Source organism: Burkholderia lata, assembly GCF_902499025.1.
Classification (GTDB): domain Bacteria; phylum Pseudomonadota; class Gammaproteobacteria; order Burkholderiales; family Burkholderiaceae; genus Burkholderia; species Burkholderia lata_C.
In genome coordinates, this window is record NZ_CABVPW010000007.1 from 223,677 (window position 1) to 237,866 (window position 14,190).

17 protein-coding genes are annotated in these 14,190 nt (G+C 64.6%); 8 read left to right on the top strand and 9 right to left on the bottom strand.

What is annotated here, in order from left to right; translation table 11 throughout:
- Positions 1 to 107: 107 nt before the first annotated feature.
- Positions 108 to 1,190: a porin gene (locus BDI24065_RS09755; RefSeq protein ID WP_175031058.1), complete on the top strand. Its 1,083-nt coding sequence runs from the start codon at positions 108 to 110 to the stop codon at positions 1,188 to 1,190.
- A 166-nt stretch (positions 1,191 to 1,356) separates the two neighbouring features.
- Here BDI24065_RS09755 and BDI24065_RS09760 read toward each other — a convergent pair whose 3' ends face one another.
- On the bottom strand, positions 1,357 to 1,755 hold the full coding sequence (locus BDI24065_RS09760) for a GreA/GreB family elongation factor (protein WP_006486027.1): 399 nt from the start codon (positions 1,753 to 1,755) through the stop codon (positions 1,357 to 1,359).
- Between the two features lie 512 nt (positions 1,756 to 2,267).
- On the opposite strand from BDI24065_RS09760, the gene BDI24065_RS09765 reads away from it, so the two are divergent.
- Positions 2,268 to 2,597, top strand: coding sequence for a DUF4148 domain-containing protein (locus BDI24065_RS09765; protein WP_175031059.1), 330 nt, complete (start codon positions 2,268 to 2,270; stop codon positions 2,595 to 2,597).
- A 154-nt stretch (positions 2,598 to 2,751) separates the two neighbouring features.
- Here the strand turns inward: BDI24065_RS09765 and BDI24065_RS09770 are convergent, their stop codons facing one another.
- On the bottom strand, positions 2,752 to 3,213 hold the full coding sequence (locus BDI24065_RS09770) for a CBS domain-containing protein (RefSeq protein WP_175031060.1): 462 nt from the start codon (positions 3,211 to 3,213) through the stop codon (positions 2,752 to 2,754).
- A gap of 177 nt (positions 3,214 to 3,390) precedes the next feature.
- Here BDI24065_RS09770 and ribA point away from each other — a divergent pair, with 177 nt between their 5' ends.
- The 4 genes from ribA to BDI24065_RS09790 all read left to right on the top strand — a co-directional run bounded on the left by ribA (position 3,391) and on the right by BDI24065_RS09790 (position 6,419).
- Positions 3,391 to 4,041 (top strand): GTP cyclohydrolase II, encoded by a 651-nt coding sequence (ribA, locus tag BDI24065_RS09775; RefSeq protein ID WP_175031061.1) that lies wholly within the window; start codon positions 3,391 to 3,393, stop codon positions 4,039 to 4,041.
- A 394-nt stretch (positions 4,042 to 4,435) separates the two neighbouring features.
- The gene (locus BDI24065_RS09780; RefSeq protein ID WP_175031062.1) at positions 4,436 to 4,684 is read left to right on the top strand and encodes a hypothetical protein; all 249 of its coding nucleotides are present in this window, start codon (positions 4,436 to 4,438) and stop codon (positions 4,682 to 4,684) included.
- Positions 4,685 to 4,792: 108 nt separating this feature from the next.
- Positions 4,793 to 5,737 (top strand): phosphatase PAP2 family protein, encoded by a 945-nt coding sequence (locus BDI24065_RS09785; protein WP_175031063.1) that lies wholly within the window; start codon positions 4,793 to 4,795, stop codon positions 5,735 to 5,737.
- 115 nt (positions 5,738 to 5,852) lie between these two features.
- Complete coding sequence (locus tag BDI24065_RS09790) at positions 5,853 to 6,419, top strand: GNAT family N-acetyltransferase (protein ID WP_175031064.1); 567 nt, start codon at positions 5,853 to 5,855, stop codon at positions 6,417 to 6,419.
- Positions 6,420 to 6,440: 21 nt separating this feature from the next.
- Here the strand turns inward: BDI24065_RS09790 and BDI24065_RS09795 are convergent, their stop codons facing one another.
- Positions 6,441 to 6,827 carry a VOC family protein gene (locus BDI24065_RS09795; protein ID WP_175031081.1) on the bottom strand — a complete coding sequence of 129 codons (387 nt, stop codon included), beginning with the start codon at positions 6,825 to 6,827 and terminating at the stop codon, positions 6,441 to 6,443.
- Between the two features lie 296 nt (positions 6,828 to 7,123).
- On the opposite strand from BDI24065_RS09795, the gene BDI24065_RS09800 reads away from it, so the two are divergent.
- Entirely contained in the window at positions 7,124 to 7,414 is a 291-nt protein-coding gene (locus tag BDI24065_RS09800) for a hypothetical protein (RefSeq protein ID WP_175031065.1), read from the top strand.
- Positions 7,415 to 7,587: 173 nt separating this feature from the next.
- Here the strand turns inward: BDI24065_RS09800 and BDI24065_RS09805 are convergent, their stop codons facing one another.
- The 3 genes from BDI24065_RS09805 to BDI24065_RS09815 form a co-directional block, all read right to left on the bottom strand.
- Complete coding sequence (locus BDI24065_RS09805; RefSeq protein ID WP_175031066.1) at positions 7,588 to 8,352, bottom strand: hypothetical protein; 765 nt, start codon at positions 8,350 to 8,352, stop codon at positions 7,588 to 7,590.
- Positions 8,353 to 8,403: 51 nt separating this feature from the next.
- On the bottom strand, positions 8,404 to 9,012 hold the full coding sequence (locus BDI24065_RS09810) for an acyl-homoserine-lactone synthase (RefSeq protein WP_060313052.1): 609 nt from the start codon (positions 9,010 to 9,012) through the stop codon (positions 8,404 to 8,406).
- 214 nt (positions 9,013 to 9,226) lie between these two features.
- On the bottom strand, positions 9,227 to 9,670 hold the full coding sequence (locus BDI24065_RS09815; protein ID WP_175031067.1) for a DUF4902 domain-containing protein: 444 nt from the start codon (positions 9,668 to 9,670) through the stop codon (positions 9,227 to 9,229).
- Positions 9,671 to 9,743: 73 nt separating this feature from the next.
- On the opposite strand from BDI24065_RS09815, the gene BDI24065_RS09820 reads away from it, so the two are divergent.
- The gene (locus BDI24065_RS09820; protein ID WP_011547409.1) at positions 9,744 to 10,463 is read left to right on the top strand and encodes an autoinducer binding domain-containing protein; all 720 of its coding nucleotides are present in this window, start codon (positions 9,744 to 9,746) and stop codon (positions 10,461 to 10,463) included.
- Positions 10,464 to 10,512: 49 nt separating this feature from the next.
- On the opposite strand, the gene BDI24065_RS09825 is transcribed toward BDI24065_RS09820, so the two are convergent.
- The 3 genes from BDI24065_RS09825 to BDI24065_RS09835 form a co-directional block, all read right to left on the bottom strand.
- Entirely contained in the window at positions 10,513 to 11,220 is a 708-nt protein-coding gene (locus BDI24065_RS09825; RefSeq protein ID WP_174911619.1) for an MgtC/SapB family protein, read from the bottom strand.
- A 306-nt stretch (positions 11,221 to 11,526) separates the two neighbouring features.
- Positions 11,527 to 13,071 (bottom strand): TolC family protein, encoded by a 1,545-nt coding sequence (locus BDI24065_RS09830; protein WP_175031068.1) that lies wholly within the window; start codon positions 13,069 to 13,071, stop codon positions 11,527 to 11,529.
- Positions 13,058 to 14,190: FUSC family protein (locus BDI24065_RS09835; protein ID WP_175031069.1), on the bottom strand; the 1,133-nt coding region annotated here is incomplete at its 5' end. The genes BDI24065_RS09835 and BDI24065_RS09830, both read right to left, overlap by 14 nt.

A 14,190-nucleotide genomic window follows, 5' to 3' on the forward strand; every position in this document is an offset into this window, starting at 1 on the left:
CAACTATCCGGGCGCGGCCAGCAGGATCGATGGCGCTCCCGGGCGGTTGCAGACCGTTTATGAACAAGGTCGCGAGACCTGCCTCTTTTTAGAAGGGAGCTCCACGAATGAACAAGACTCTGATCGTTGCAGCAGCTGCAGCATCGTTTGCTACCGTCGCTCACGCACAAAGCAGCGTCACGCTGTACGGCGTGCTGGATGCAGGCATCACCTACCAAAGCAACGTCGCCAGCAAGTCGCTGTGGTCGATGGGCTCGGGTATCGACCAAAGCCGTTTCGGCCTGCGTGGTTCGGAAGACCTCGGTGGCGGCCTGAAGGCAATCTTCACGTTGGAAAGCGGCTTCGGCATCGGTAACGGCAAGCTGGGCAACAACGGCGGCATGTTCAACCGTCAAGCATTTGTCGGCCTGTCGAGCCAGTACGGCACGGTCACGCTGGGCAAGCAGTACGACGCAACGCAAGACTTCCTGGCGCCGCTGACGGCAACGGGCACGTGGGGCGGCACGTACTTCGCGCACCCGGGTAACAACGATCGCCTGAGCACGAACGGCGACGTCGCGCTGAACAACTCGATCAAGTACACGAGCGCTAACTACGCTGGCCTGCAATTCGGCGGCACGTACTCGTTCTCGAACAACCAGAACTTCGGCAACAACCGCGCATACAGCGCTGGTGCAGCGTACCAGTTCCAAGGCCTGAAGCTGGGTGCAGCGTACTCGCAAGCTAACCTGGGTGACGGTACCAACGCGAACGGCGCGACGAACATTGCTTCGCAAGGTCGCATCCGCACGTACGGTGCTGGCGCTGGCTACGCATTCGGCCCGGCGCAAGTCGGTGCTGCTTGGACGCAATCGCGTATCGACAACGTCCCGGGTCAAGCTGGTGCATTCCGCACGGACAACTACGAAGTCAACGCAAAGTACAACCTGACGCCGGCTCTCGGCCTGGGCGCAGCGTACACGTACACGAACACGAAGGTTGGCGGTGGCAGCTCGCACTGGAACCAGTTCGGCGTGCAAGCTGACTACGCTCTGTCGAAGCGCACCGACGTGTACGCACAAGCTGTGTACCAGCGCGGCGCGAAGGGTAACGTGATCGGCACGTCGATCTACAACGGCGACAACTCGACGGCTCCGAGCTCGTCGATCAACCAAACCGCAGCAACGGTTGGTCTGCGTCACCGCTTCTAAGCGTGACGGCGGGGTAACCCGCTTCGCAGCATCGAAAAAGGCGCCTTCGGGCGCCTTTTTTTTCGTCTGCGGAATGCGATGTCGACGATTCACATCGCCCGGACGCAAAAAAGCGAGGCCTGTGCCTCGCTTTTTTCGTTGTGCGCCGTTACGGCGACGGATGGTGTCAGCGCGTGTATTCGCCGTTGGCTTCCGGCTGGAACACGATCGCGGCGACCTTCATCAGCTTTTCGGCGCCGCTCGGCTGCATCACCTTGACCATCTGGCCGCGCTGGGTGCCCAGCAGGGCCATGCCGACGGGCGAGAAGACGTTCAGGCGGCCGAGCTCGAGATTGGCGGCGTCCGGATAAACAATCGTCCAGGTGGCTTGTTCCTGGGTCGCTTCGTCGAGCAGCGTGATCTGCGAGTTCATCGTGACGACGTTCGCCTTGATGGCATCGGGCTGGACGATGTCGGCGCGCTCGAGCAGCGTATCGAGCATCGTCTGGAAGCGCGGGTTGTGTTCGGCGTGCTTCTCGAGGCGAGCAACGTCGAGTTCGGTCAACTGGTAAAGGCGTTGTTTCATGGCAGTTCTCCAAATGATCGGCAGGGGCAGGCAGGGCGTGCCTATGAGGATCGCCCGGAGCCTGTCTGACCTGGCTCCGGGAGGAGGCCGAGCCGTCAGATCAGGCGCCGGGCAGGGGCGAGCGGCGCCTGGGCCGTGCGTCGAGCGAGGGGATGCGCCGGATGACCGGCGCGCGCGCGCACGCCGGCGGGGCCGGACGGCGAAACCGAAAGGGGCGTGAGCGCGTACATGGTGGATGGAAGATCGACTGGCGAATATAACCTTACGATTCTACAACACAACCTTCGGCATATGTGATTTGGCTGTCGGCATTTCGTCAGCGATTGTTGTGCAGGTGAAGCAAGTTGCAACGATATCGTTCGGGATATGTCGGCGATTTTTGCCAAAATCGCAACGCTGTATGTTCAAACTAAGGGTTTCCCCTCGGGTGGGCGAGAACTACACTGGATTCATTCGCTTCAGACAGTCCTGCCGAGGCGACGCCATAAGAGAACATATACCGGAGGTAAATCATGAAGTCGGTCATCTACGCAGCTATCGCCGCATCCGTCCTTGCCGCCCCGATCGCATCGTTTGCACAGGCCGAGCAGGGGCTGACCCGCGACCAGGTCAAGGCCGAGCTCGTGCAACTCGAACAGAACGGCTACAAGCCGCTGGCGAGCGATTCGCAGTATCCGGACAACATCCAGGCCGCCGAACAACGCATTCAACCGAACCAGCCGATGCTCGCGCACGCTGACACGAGCGGCTACGGTGCCGTGGCGACGGGTGCCGGCCAAGCCGGCCGTCGCATGACGCGCGAAGCACCGAATCCCGTGAATTCGGTCTACTTCGGCAACTGAACGTCCCCGGGTCTGCCCGAGCGCACCGCCTAATCGACGAGACGCGCGCCAGTTGCGCGCGTCATTCGCCCGCAGGAGCAGAACCTCCGTCGCCGCATTCCGGCGGCTTTCCGCCCAGACGCTCGCGCGTTTGGGCCTTTTTTGCTGGGGCGGGTCAGGCGGACGTGACTGCGGGCGTGCCGTGGATATAGTGTTCGAGCTGGCTGATCGTGAACTGTTGATCGGCAATCACGCTTTTGACGAGGTCGCCGATCGAGATGAGGCCGACCAGCTTGCCGCCGTCGAGGACGGGCAGGTGGCGCATCCGGTGCTCGGTCATCAGTGCCATGCACTCGTCGGTGGATTGCGACGGTTCGACGTAGCGCACCTTCGCCGTCATGATTTCCTCGACGCGGGTGGCCTTCGACGAGCGGTCCTGCAGGACGACCTTGCGCGCGTAGTCGCGCTCGGTGACGATGCCTGCGATGTCGTCGCCGTCCATCACCAGCAACGCGCCGATGCCTTTTTCAGCCATCAGCTTGATGGCTTCGTAGACGAGATCGGTCTTCTTGACGGTGTAGATGGTGCGGCCCGAATCCGGCTTGGCCTTGAGAAGTTGCGCGACAGTCGTGCTCATTCGCTTTCTCCGTGTGCAGGTCGATGCTGGGCAGGCAGGGTGAGATGCGTGTCACCCGACGGGCCCAGTATAGCTGCGCAGGTGGCGGCAGTCGCGTGACGATTCCAGATTAGCGGTAAACTCCCGTCACGCACTATCCACACAACTCCTACATTCCTGAACGTTTCGATTGAATTCATGATGTCTTCGCGTCCCCAATCGCCCACGCAGGGCAATGGCCAGGCCGACGAGTGCGTGACGCTCGTCGCCACGGCGTCGCTGCCCACACGCTACGGTACGTTCACGTCGTACGCTTTCCGCGTATCCGGCAGCGATGCCGAACATCTCGCGCTCGTGATGGGCGACGTCGCCGGCGAGCAGTCCGTGCTGACGCGGCTGCATTCCGAATGCCTGACCGGTGACGTGTTCGGCTCGTACCGCTGCGACTGCGGCGAGCAGCTCGATCTCGCGTTGCGCTACATCGCGGCCGAAGACCGCGGCGTGCTGCTGTATCTGCGCGGCCATGAAGGGCGCGGGATCGGCCTGAGCAACAAGATCCGTGCGTACGCGCTGCAGGAGCAGGGGCGTGACACCGTCGAGGCGAACCTCGACCTCGGCCTGCCCGACGACGCCCGCGAATACGACTCGGCCGCCGCGATCCTCCGGATCCTCGGCGTGACATCGGTGCGGCTGATGAGCAACAACCCGGCGAAGTTCGACACGCTCGCGAAGCACGGCATTCCCGTCTGCGAGCGCGTGGCGCTTGCGGTGCCCGTGCGCGAGGAAAACGAGCGTTATATCCGCACGAAGCAGACGAAGTTCGGGCATTACTTCGAGGAAAACGAGTAACGGAAACAAGGGGCTCTGCGGAGCCCCTTACTCTATCTGGCTCTCACACATCTAAGCCTTTCTGGTAAAGGGTTTGAGCCGAAAATTGCGTTTGTCAGATGCCTTATCTGCACTTGCCGAAACAGGCGAACACTTGGCACTCTGGCGTAGCATTTCGATGCGTCAGACCGAGAAGCTAGGTTGCGGTTTGGCCCCTAACAAAAACCTGCACCGACCGTCGATGAGATTCGAAGTACGCACCGCAAGCCAGCTGCCCGCGGGCTGACACATGACCTTTGACGGGTTTCCCGGGCTTTGCTGCCAGGCGAGCGAAAGTCGTCGGCCCTGGATCTACCGTTACAAATCCCCCACCGACAATCGAATGCGCCACGTGAAGCTCGGCGAGTGACCCGCGATGGGCTTTCCATCTGCCATTTCCGAATGGGAGCAAAAGCGGGCGAGCGTGCCGCGCATCATCGACCTGATGCTGGCGACGCGCGAAGCGACGCACGTCGCGCTCGACAGCCTGAACGGTGCGACTATCGTGCGTGTGTCGACCGGCAACGCGAGTTCATTCGATCGACGCGTGCCGGTTGCGACCAGGGAGCGCCTGTACGAAGACGGATGCAACGTGACGCAGCGTATCATTCAGATCCCTGTTTGATTTGCGTTGCGCTGTTATGAGTTGCTGCTAGACTGCCTTCACGAATACAAGAAAGTCTGGCCAACAACAATGAGAAATAGAAGCTTAGTTATTTTCGGGGCGGTTTGGTTGACGATCATCGTGGTAATCGTGATCGATATTATCTGGGCGCGAGTCGCTGGTTTCTCAATCACAAGAGGTTGGCCGTTTTCGTCAATTTCGCCGAGAATCTGGATTTCCCTGATTTCCACTGCTGCATTGGTGCTTCTGTCTTGCGTGCCGAGATATAGCGCCGCGACAAAAATATTGCGATGCAGGGAGCTGGCCATCGCCATTTTCTTCCTCATTTCGGTCTATTTTTGGGGGCAAGCTATTTCGATCGTTTCTTATCTGGGAACCGCGCTGGACCTCCCGGCGATCGAAGGCGAGTTGATAAAATTCGATGCTGTATTCGGGTTTGAGTGGATGAAAGTGTACCTGTGGGTTTCCGGGCACCCGATGTTGGCGGCCGCACTCAGAAACGCATATTTCAGTGCATATACTCAGCTAGTCGCGTTGTCGTTCGTGCTGGCGATCATGCGGAGAATTGATGAACTCGCCGAATTGATGGCGATTATTGTTGCATCGTTGCTGCTGGTTATGCTCATCTCGATTCCGTTTCCGGCATCAAGCGCATTTCTCCATTACGGTATAAGCGGGCCAGCCGCCGATGGGTCGGTTCGCGATTTTGTATTGCTTCGAGGCGGTGCGATGAAGTCAATAAATCCGTTGGAAGTGCAAGGGCTGGTTTCGATGCCATCGTTCCATACGATGATGGCGATGTTTCTGGTCTACAGCATGCGCAACATTCGGCTCGTACTTCCAGCCGTGATCGTACTGAACGTGATCATGATCGCGTCGACCATCACGGTCGGCGGCCACTATCTCGCCGACGTGCTCGCCGGCATAGTGTGCGGTGCTGTGGTGATTCTGGTCGTGCGTCTAGGGCTTCAAGGCCAGTTCGCAAAGATCACCCATGCAGGCCGCGCGTCGGGCGCGCCGCCCCCTGAGGGGTCGTCTGTATCGGCTCGATAACTGCTCCCTGGGTCGGCGCCGGCAGAAGCGGCGATCTCGATTCCCCTTTCATCCGTTCCGCTTTCGGGTCTGTGACGGCACTTGCGTTACGCCGCCCGAACGATCCGCCTCCCCCATGGCCACACCGTCGAAGATCGAAACCGACCGTCTGACGCTGCGTCGCTGGCGGCCGGCGGATGCGGGCGCGCTTTCAGCGATGCATGCGGATCCGGATGTGACCGCGTGGCTCGCGCGCGGTCCGATGTCCGTTGACGAGGCGAGTGACGTCATCGCGCGCTTCGACGCGCATGTCGATGCACACGGTTTCGGCCCGTGGGCGGTCGAGCGCCGTGCCGACGCGATGTTGATCGGGGTGTGCGGCCTGTCGCACGAAGCGCGTGCATCGCATCCAATGGCGCCGTGCGTCGAGATCGTGTGGCGGCAGGCGCGCCACGCCTGGGGGCAGGGCTACGTCGCCGAAGCGGCCGCCGCCGCGCTGGCCGACGGGTTCGACCGGATCGGGCTCGGCGAGATCTACGCGTGGACGGCCGACACCAACCTGCGATCGCAGCACGTGATGCAGCGGCTCGGCATGCAGCGTCTGCCTGCACGCGATTTCGACCATCCAGCGCTGCCGGAAGGGCACGCGCTGCGCCGGCACGTCGTGTATGCCGCCCGCGCCGCCGGGCTGGCCGGCGCGTAACGGCTCACGCGTGTTCGCCTGTCAGCGCCATGTGCCGTTCTGCAGCACGATCCGGTAGCCGTCGGCATCCTCGAAGGTCTGGCCGGAGATCTCCCAGTACGGATTGAACGACGTCACCGGCATGAAGCCATGTTCCGTGGCGCGCGCGCAGGCAGCTTCCCATTCCGGCCGATCGGGCAGGTAGAACACGATCAGGTCTTCGGGCGTCGGCGACGGCGCGATCGGATGGTCGGGGCAGTGCGTGAATTCGAAGTGATAGTCGAGGCCGTCGCGCCCGAGCATCACGCCGGAAAAGCCGTCGTGATCTTCAAAACGTGCAAGAACGGACAAGTCGAGGGCGTCGCGGTACATGCGCTCGGTTCGGGTAAGGTTGCTGACCGGGCGGGCAATGCGCAGATGGGCGTGCAAGATGGCCTCGGGGGCGAGTGGCGGGCCGGTCAATGATAAGCCGGCCGATCCGGATTGCGTGTGACGAACGGAGCGCGTTTCGGCGCGGGCCCATCGTATCGAACGATCTGGGCTCGTTTCGGCCAAACGAATCAAACCGTCGAACCTCGTTTCACGAAAGAAAAACATGACGCTTCCGATCAAATGCGCGCACCCCGTTGTAGCCGGTGCGTGTCAGGACAACCCTCGACGTGCTGCTTTCGCCTCAGCCTGTCGATCGATGGGCAGAGGGGCATATCCCGGACGAGAGGGCGCGAATGAGTAAGCCGGATCTCCGTCGGCCGGTTGCCGGCCCTTATCGACAGCCGCGATGGGCGGGCGTGCTGGAGGTTGCTTTTGGATGGGTGGCCAAGGGGACGATGGTGCTGCTCGGACTCGGCATGGCTGTGTTGATGGTCCTGACGGGCGACGCGAGTGCGCTGGCGGACCTGCCAACAACCAGAAAGGGCTGGTTGTACCTGCTGCTGGTCGTGATCGTGGCGGTCGCGCTGATATTTGCGGCGCACCACTACTGGCTGTGGCCGACTGGTGCGGGTGCGGCGGGTTAGGCGGGGCGGGGAGAGATCTGTCCCCGTAATTCGAGCAGGCAAGAAAAAGCCCGCTACGTTGAGCGGGCTGAATCCATGTTTGGAGACATGGAGGAGACAGACGTAAATTTAAGGGAAAACCCGAGGCATGGCAAGCCCTAGTTGTATCGATGCAACTTCCTGTTGCGCGGCAGTCACATGCCGCCAGCCCGCGCATGGGCCGCAAACGCGCTGAACCGTTCCTGCGCGACAGGCAGCGCGTACTTGTCGCGCATTTCAGTCTCGATCCAGGCACAGGCCTCGCGCGCGCAGTCGGTCAGCGCGTGCCGCGTTGCATGGCCATCGATGTCGTAGACGAAGCGTACGCCGACCTCGTCGTCGGCGACCTGCCGCTCGAGCTGGTTGAGCTGCAGTTGCGGCCCGTGCTGTTGCGACAGCGCACGCAGTTCGTCGAAGTGATATTCGAGCCAGTCGGCAAAGAACAGTGCGTCGCTGTGGCACGGCAGCCGGAAGGCCGCGCTGCGCGACGGGCGCGACCCGGCTTCGCCGGCCGATGCACGCGGTTCGCTGTCAGCGGCGATGGATGTGTCGACGGGTGCGAGCGGCTGCTGAATCCGGCGGTAGGGCTCGCGGTCGCGCAACGCATGCCACAGCAATTCGTCGCCGGCGGCGCCGGACGGCTGCATCGTCAGGTCATGCCGGCCTTCGCCGGCCGGCGCGATGTCGCGGATCACGAGGCGCAGCGAGCAGAGCGGCTCGTCCGCGACCAGCAGCGTCGCCGGACGCGGCAGCCCGCAGACGAGCGGCGCGGCGCCGGCGGCACGGAACACGAGCCCGCGACGGTCGAGCCGCACGAGCGGCAACGGCCGGGGAAACGACGGGTAGGCGACCGCGATGCGGGCGCCATCGGCGCTCGTCAACCCGGGCATCATCGCGCGAAAGACCTGAGACTGGTCCACGTTGATTCTCCTTCGTTACGATGCCGCCCGGCCAGAAACGCGCGTTCCGGCTCAGGCGGCGATGGCTTGCCGGGCGGCCTGCCCCGGCTCGATTCCTAGTGCGGCAAACGTTTGCGGATCGATGTCGATCCAGCACGCGACCACCAGACGTCCGTCTACCTGCTTCGGCGGGCCTGCGCGGTGCGCGTGTATGCCGATCCGGCGGAACAGCCGCTCCATGCTCGCGAACGTCACGCCGATCAACTGCCGCGCGCCAAGCTGCGCCGCGCATTCGACCACGGCTGCGAGCATCGGGCGCACGGCCCATTCGGCATTGCCCGGCCCGCCTTCGTCGTCGGTTGCCGCGAACCGGGACAGCTCCCAGACGGCGGCCGATTGCGGCGGCGGCATGTCTTCGGCGATCAGGTCGGCGAACAGCGACTTCAGCAGATACGGGCGCGTCGTCGGCAGCAGGCGCGCACATCCGCACATGTCGCCGCCGGCGTTCCGCGCGAACACGTACACGGTATCGTCGCGATCGAACTGGTCGCGCTCGAAGCTTTCGTTCGCCGACGGGAGCGCCCAACCAAGCTGCTCGACGAACACGCGGCGCCGGTAGCGCCCGAGATCCGCTGCAAGTTCGTGTGGCAACCGCCCTTCTTCGTGAACGAAGGTCCGCATGGTGTCCTCGGATCTGTGCTTTTGTATGCGTGCATTACATCGCGCAGCACGAGGGGGCTGTAACTGGTAACTCTTACAGGGTGACGGTAGAAAGAGGCCGTTTAGGACGTGGTAACGGTTTCTTGATCAACGGGATTGAAAATCGTGCCGCTTTTGCTTATAAAGAGCGCCAGCATCGCCGAAATCGTCAGAGGAATTAGTGCGCGGCCAGTTGTCACTGGAGCGTCGGACCGGCATGATAGGCGTCGTTGTGCCCGAGCAGGGCCGATGCGACCGCAGCGGGCCAGTCGATGCACGCGAGCCGCGCGGCGAGCGCGGCGGCTGTGCGGAACATGCCGATGTCGGCGCCCGTGGTGTCGACGGCCATCACGTTGCTGCGGACGTCGCCGCCCGCGATCACGAACGTGCCCGTCGCGCGTTCGAGATACCAGTCCCAGCCGACCGTCACGTACGCGACGCCGGCACTGGCCGGGCGATGCCATTCGGTATAGCCGGCGAGGCGTGCGTCAATTGCGCTGTCGCGCAATTCCGCAAGCAGCGATGCGTCGAGGCCGCTTGCGACATGGTCGAGCGCAAGCACGGCCAGTGCGCCTTCTGACAGGCGTACATAACCATCCGGGGACGGGCCGGAGACCGGGTGCAGCAAAGGTGAAGTCATGCGCGGAATGTATCAGCCTCGAAAGGGTGCTGGAACCTGACAAGTATGACAGCGTGACGTTGTCGGAGAATGAATGGAACTGCGCTGGCAGGATGCCTATCAACAATTCAGCGCCGCGGAAGACGAGCAGCAGCTCTTCCAGCGGATCGCCGCCTATTCCAAACGGCTGGGATTCGAATACTGCTGTTACGGCATTCGCGTTCCGCTGCCCGTTTCGAAGCCGGCGGTCGCTATCTTCAATACCTATCCGGACGGCTGGATGGCGCATTACCAGGCGCAGAACTACATCGAGATCGACTCGACGGTTCGCGACGGCGCGCTCAGCACCAACATGATCGTCTGGCCGGACGTCGACCGGATCGACCCGTGCCCGCTGTGGCAGGACGCGCGTGATTTCGGGTTGTCGGTGGGCGTCGCGCAGTCGAGCTGGGCGGCCCGCGGTGCGTTCGGCCTGCTGAGCATCGCCCGCCATGCCGACCGGCTGACGCCGGCCGAGATCAACATGCTGACGCTGCAGACGAACTGGCTAGCGAACCTGTCGCATTCGCTGATGAGCCGCTTCATGGTGCCGAAGCTGTCGCCGGCGGCGGGCGTCACGCTGACCGCGCGCGAGCGCGAAGTGTTGTGCTGGACGGCCGAGGGCAAGACCGCGTGCGAAATCGGCCAGATCCTCAGCATCTCGGAGCGGACGGTCAACTTTCACGTCAACAACATCCTCGAGAAGCTGGGCGCGACGAACAAGGTCCAGGCAGTCGTCAAGGCAATCTCGGCCGGGCTGATCGAGACCCCCTGACCGAGCGTGACGGCGGCGGCAGCGCGCGATGCGACTGCCGCCAGGCCGCTCACTCCATCATCGGCTCCGCTTCCTTCGCGGTCCAGCTCACGCTGGAAATGCTCTTCTCCATGCTCATCCGGCTCGCGATCTGCTCGAGCTTCTGCTGATCCTTCGGATGCAGCTTCAGTGTCGCGGTCACCTTCAACCGGTCCGGCTGGTCGGGCACGTCCTCGCTCGTGAGACTCTGGAACGACAGCGGCTTCGCATACATCGCGTTCGACAGCAGCGTGCGGATGTGCACTTCGTCGGAGGCCAGGCAGATCACGGTGATCTGGTATTCGCGCACGAGATCGGCGTTCGACACGGGTGTCGCGTTGATCGCCTGGCTGACGCTGCGCAACAGCGTGTTGGTCAGCAGCACGACGCCGGTGCCGGCGAGCGCCGGCACATAATGACCGGAACCGGACAGCACGCCGACGGCGGCCGAGCACCACAGCGTCGCGGCGGTGTTGATGCCCTGGATCGAGCCCTTGTCGCGCATGATCACGCCGCCGCCGAGGAAGCCGACGCCCGACACGACGTACGCGGCGATCTGCGTGACGCCCGCGACACCGTTGCCGGTCAGCACGCCGAGCGTGACGAACAGGCACGCGCCGCTCGCGACGAGCGTGATCGTGCGCAGACCGGCCGTGCGCTGGCGCATCTGGCGTTCGATGCCGATGGCGACGCCGCAGGCGAACGCGGTGAAAAGACGAAGTGCGAAATCGAAAGTCATGGTTGTCCTGCCGTGCAAGGAGCGCGTGCCGTTTCGCGTCGCTGCGGCGCAATGCCGAAGGCGACGCGAAGATAGCCGTCATCGCGCGGTACTGTACCGCGCGAATGCGTCATTCAGTGTGAAACGGTAGGCGTGCGGCTCGCGGAACGCGAGCCGGGGCAGGAGAACTGCGTCGGACAGGCGTTCAGGCGGCAAGCGGCGCACGCAACGGAGTGCTGCAACTGTCCACGATGGTTCCTGAAGGAAGAATGGGCGGCATTCTAGTGGGCGGCGCGTGCATGCGTCAACCGCCTCGCGGCGGTTGCGCTACTGCGCCGAGCCGATCGTCCCCGTCGCAAGCGCGAGCGCGGCAGCAGCGGACAGCGCGCCGGCATAGCTGTCGACCTCCGCGTTGCGGGCCGCGAGCAGCTGGCTTTGCGCGATCGTCGCATCGGTGACCGAACCGACGCCGCTCCGGTACGCGGTCAGCGCCGCGTCGTAGCTCGTCTGCGCGGCATCGACGAGCGCCTTCGCGGCGTCGTGGGACGCAAGGCTCGTCTGCACCGCGTTTTGCGCGGCGACGACCTGACGGACGGCTTCCTCCTTGGTCCGGGTGAGCCGCGCGGAGGCGCTTTCCGCATCGTTGCGCGCCTGCATCAGCACGGCCGAGCGCAGGCCGCCGTCGTACAGCGGAATCGTCACGCCGAGGAACACGCCGCCGCCGTAGCGGCTGCCGTTCAGGTTGACGGTCGGCGCCTGGTCGCCGATCGCGGGCAGCGCGGAGATGGACGTGCCGCCGCTCGCGTACGACGTCGACGCGGACAGGAAGATCTTCGGCATGAACGCGGCTTCCGCCGCCTTGATCTTCGCGCGATTGGCCCTTTCAAGCGCGAATGCGCCCTGCAGGTCGGGGCGGCGCGCAATCGCATCCGACACGATCGCGTCGACCGACGAGCCGAGTGCGGGCGGCAGTGGCCGTTTCGGCAGCGCGGCGATGGTCGGCTTCGACAGCGGCGAGATGCCGAGCGCGGAGACGAGGGCGAGGTAGCTGTCGCTCTCCGTGCCGTTTGCCTGCACGAGCGCGAGGTTGGCCTGCGCGCGGTTCTGCGTTGCCTGCGCGAGCTCGACGACCGTGCCGACGCCGTGCTTGAGCCGCGCGCGGGAGGCGGCGAGGATCGCGTCCGCGTTCGCGAGGCCCTGCTGCGCGCTGAGGGCGCGCGAGCGCGCGGCTTCGTAGCGGTAGTACGCGACGGTCACGTCGTGGATCACCTGCTGGTGCACGGCCGTGAACGCGACGTTCGACGCGATCGACGCCTGTTCGGCCGCTTCGACGCGCGCCGCGCGGCCGCCGAAATCGAACAGCAGCCATTGCAGCGACAGTGCCGAGATGGTGCCGTGCACGGTGGAGTTGCTCGACGAGTCGCCGAGGATCGACGACGTCGTGCCGTGGTTGGCCTGGTACCCGCCCATGGCCGTCGCGGACAGCTTCGGCAGGTAGGCGGTCTTGGCCAGGCCGACCGCGAGCGCCGCGTTGCGCGCGTCGTTCCATGCGATGCGGGTCAGCGGGTTCGCCGATTCGGCGAGATCGATCAACTCGGGCAGCGTGTACGCATGCGCGGTATCGAGCGCGGCGGGCGGCGAGACCGACGCGAGCGCCGGCGATGCCGGCAGCGTGTAGTCGTGCGAACCTTGCGCGGACGCGCGCGGCGGGCCCGGCACGATGTCGCCCGCAGCTGACGTTTGCGGCTGCCATGGGCGATCGGACGCCTCCGGCGCCAGATCGATCGACGACGTCGCGCAGCCGGCCAGCGCGACGGCGGTCGCGAGGGCGGCGGCGGCGATCGACGCGGCCGGCGGTTCAGGTAGGCGCATGGGGGGCAGGCTCCTTCGGTGTGGCTTGACGGGCGGCGTCGGCGATGTGCGCGAGCCGCGTGTCGATCAGGTTCAGCAGCGCGTCGCGCGCGGGGTCGGTGGGGGCGGTGCCCGGCGGAGTGGCCGGCGTCGCGGGCGAATCCGGGTGGAGAGCGGCTTCGTCGCCGCGCGGTTCGGTCACGCGGGCGAGCTGCGCGCCGATCGCCGCGTCGCCGGGCTTGCGTTCGGCGAGCAGGAACAGCGGCCCCTCGAGCGCGCCGAGTTCGGCGAGCGCGCGCCGCCGCGTGGCCAGCCACGTGGCGGCCGGCCGCACCCACGACGGTTCGTAGTGGACCAGCCCGAGCTCCTGCGTAATCGCGCCGTGGCGGGCGAACGCTTCGGCCGCGAGCGCGCGCCGCTCGGCCGGCTGCGCGACCTGCACGAGGCGCCGCCACTGGTCGATCAGCGCCGCGAGCCCGACGTCGATCTGCTTGCCGATGCTGACGGGCCAGATGCGCGTGAACACGAGATACACGACGACGTTGCCGAGCAGGATGCCGATCGTGCGATCGCGCGCGATCGTCAGGTCGAAGCCGGGGCCGGCGCCCTGGATCACGCACAGGAAAAACGCGAATGCGATCTGGAAGCCGGCATACGCGATGCGTGGCGAGCCGAATGCGACCCACGCGGCGAGCCACCCGCCGGCAAACACCAGGGCCATCAGGTGGCCGACCGACGACAGCGACGGCACGACGAACACGAGTGCCGCCGTGCCGAGCAGTGCGCCGACGATGCAGCCGAGGATCCGCAGCGTGAGCTTCTCGACCGTCTCGGCCGTCGAGCCGAGCGACACGATGTAGCAGGTGACGACGCACGTGTGGATGCCCGACCAGTCGAGCTGCGAATACAGCAGGTAGCAGAAGATCGCCGCGGCGGTCGTCTTCAGTGCGTAGCGGATGTGGTCGGGATTGGTGCGCGCGTCGGGCAGGAAGAAGCCGCCGCGCGGTGCCGGGGGCGGGGTGCCTTCGGCGGTGGCTGCGGGCGCGTCGGGTGCAGCTGCCGAAGCTGCCGAAGCTGCCGAAGCTGCCGAAGCTGCCGAAGCTGCCGAAGCTGCCGAAGCTGCCGAAGCTGCCGAAGCTG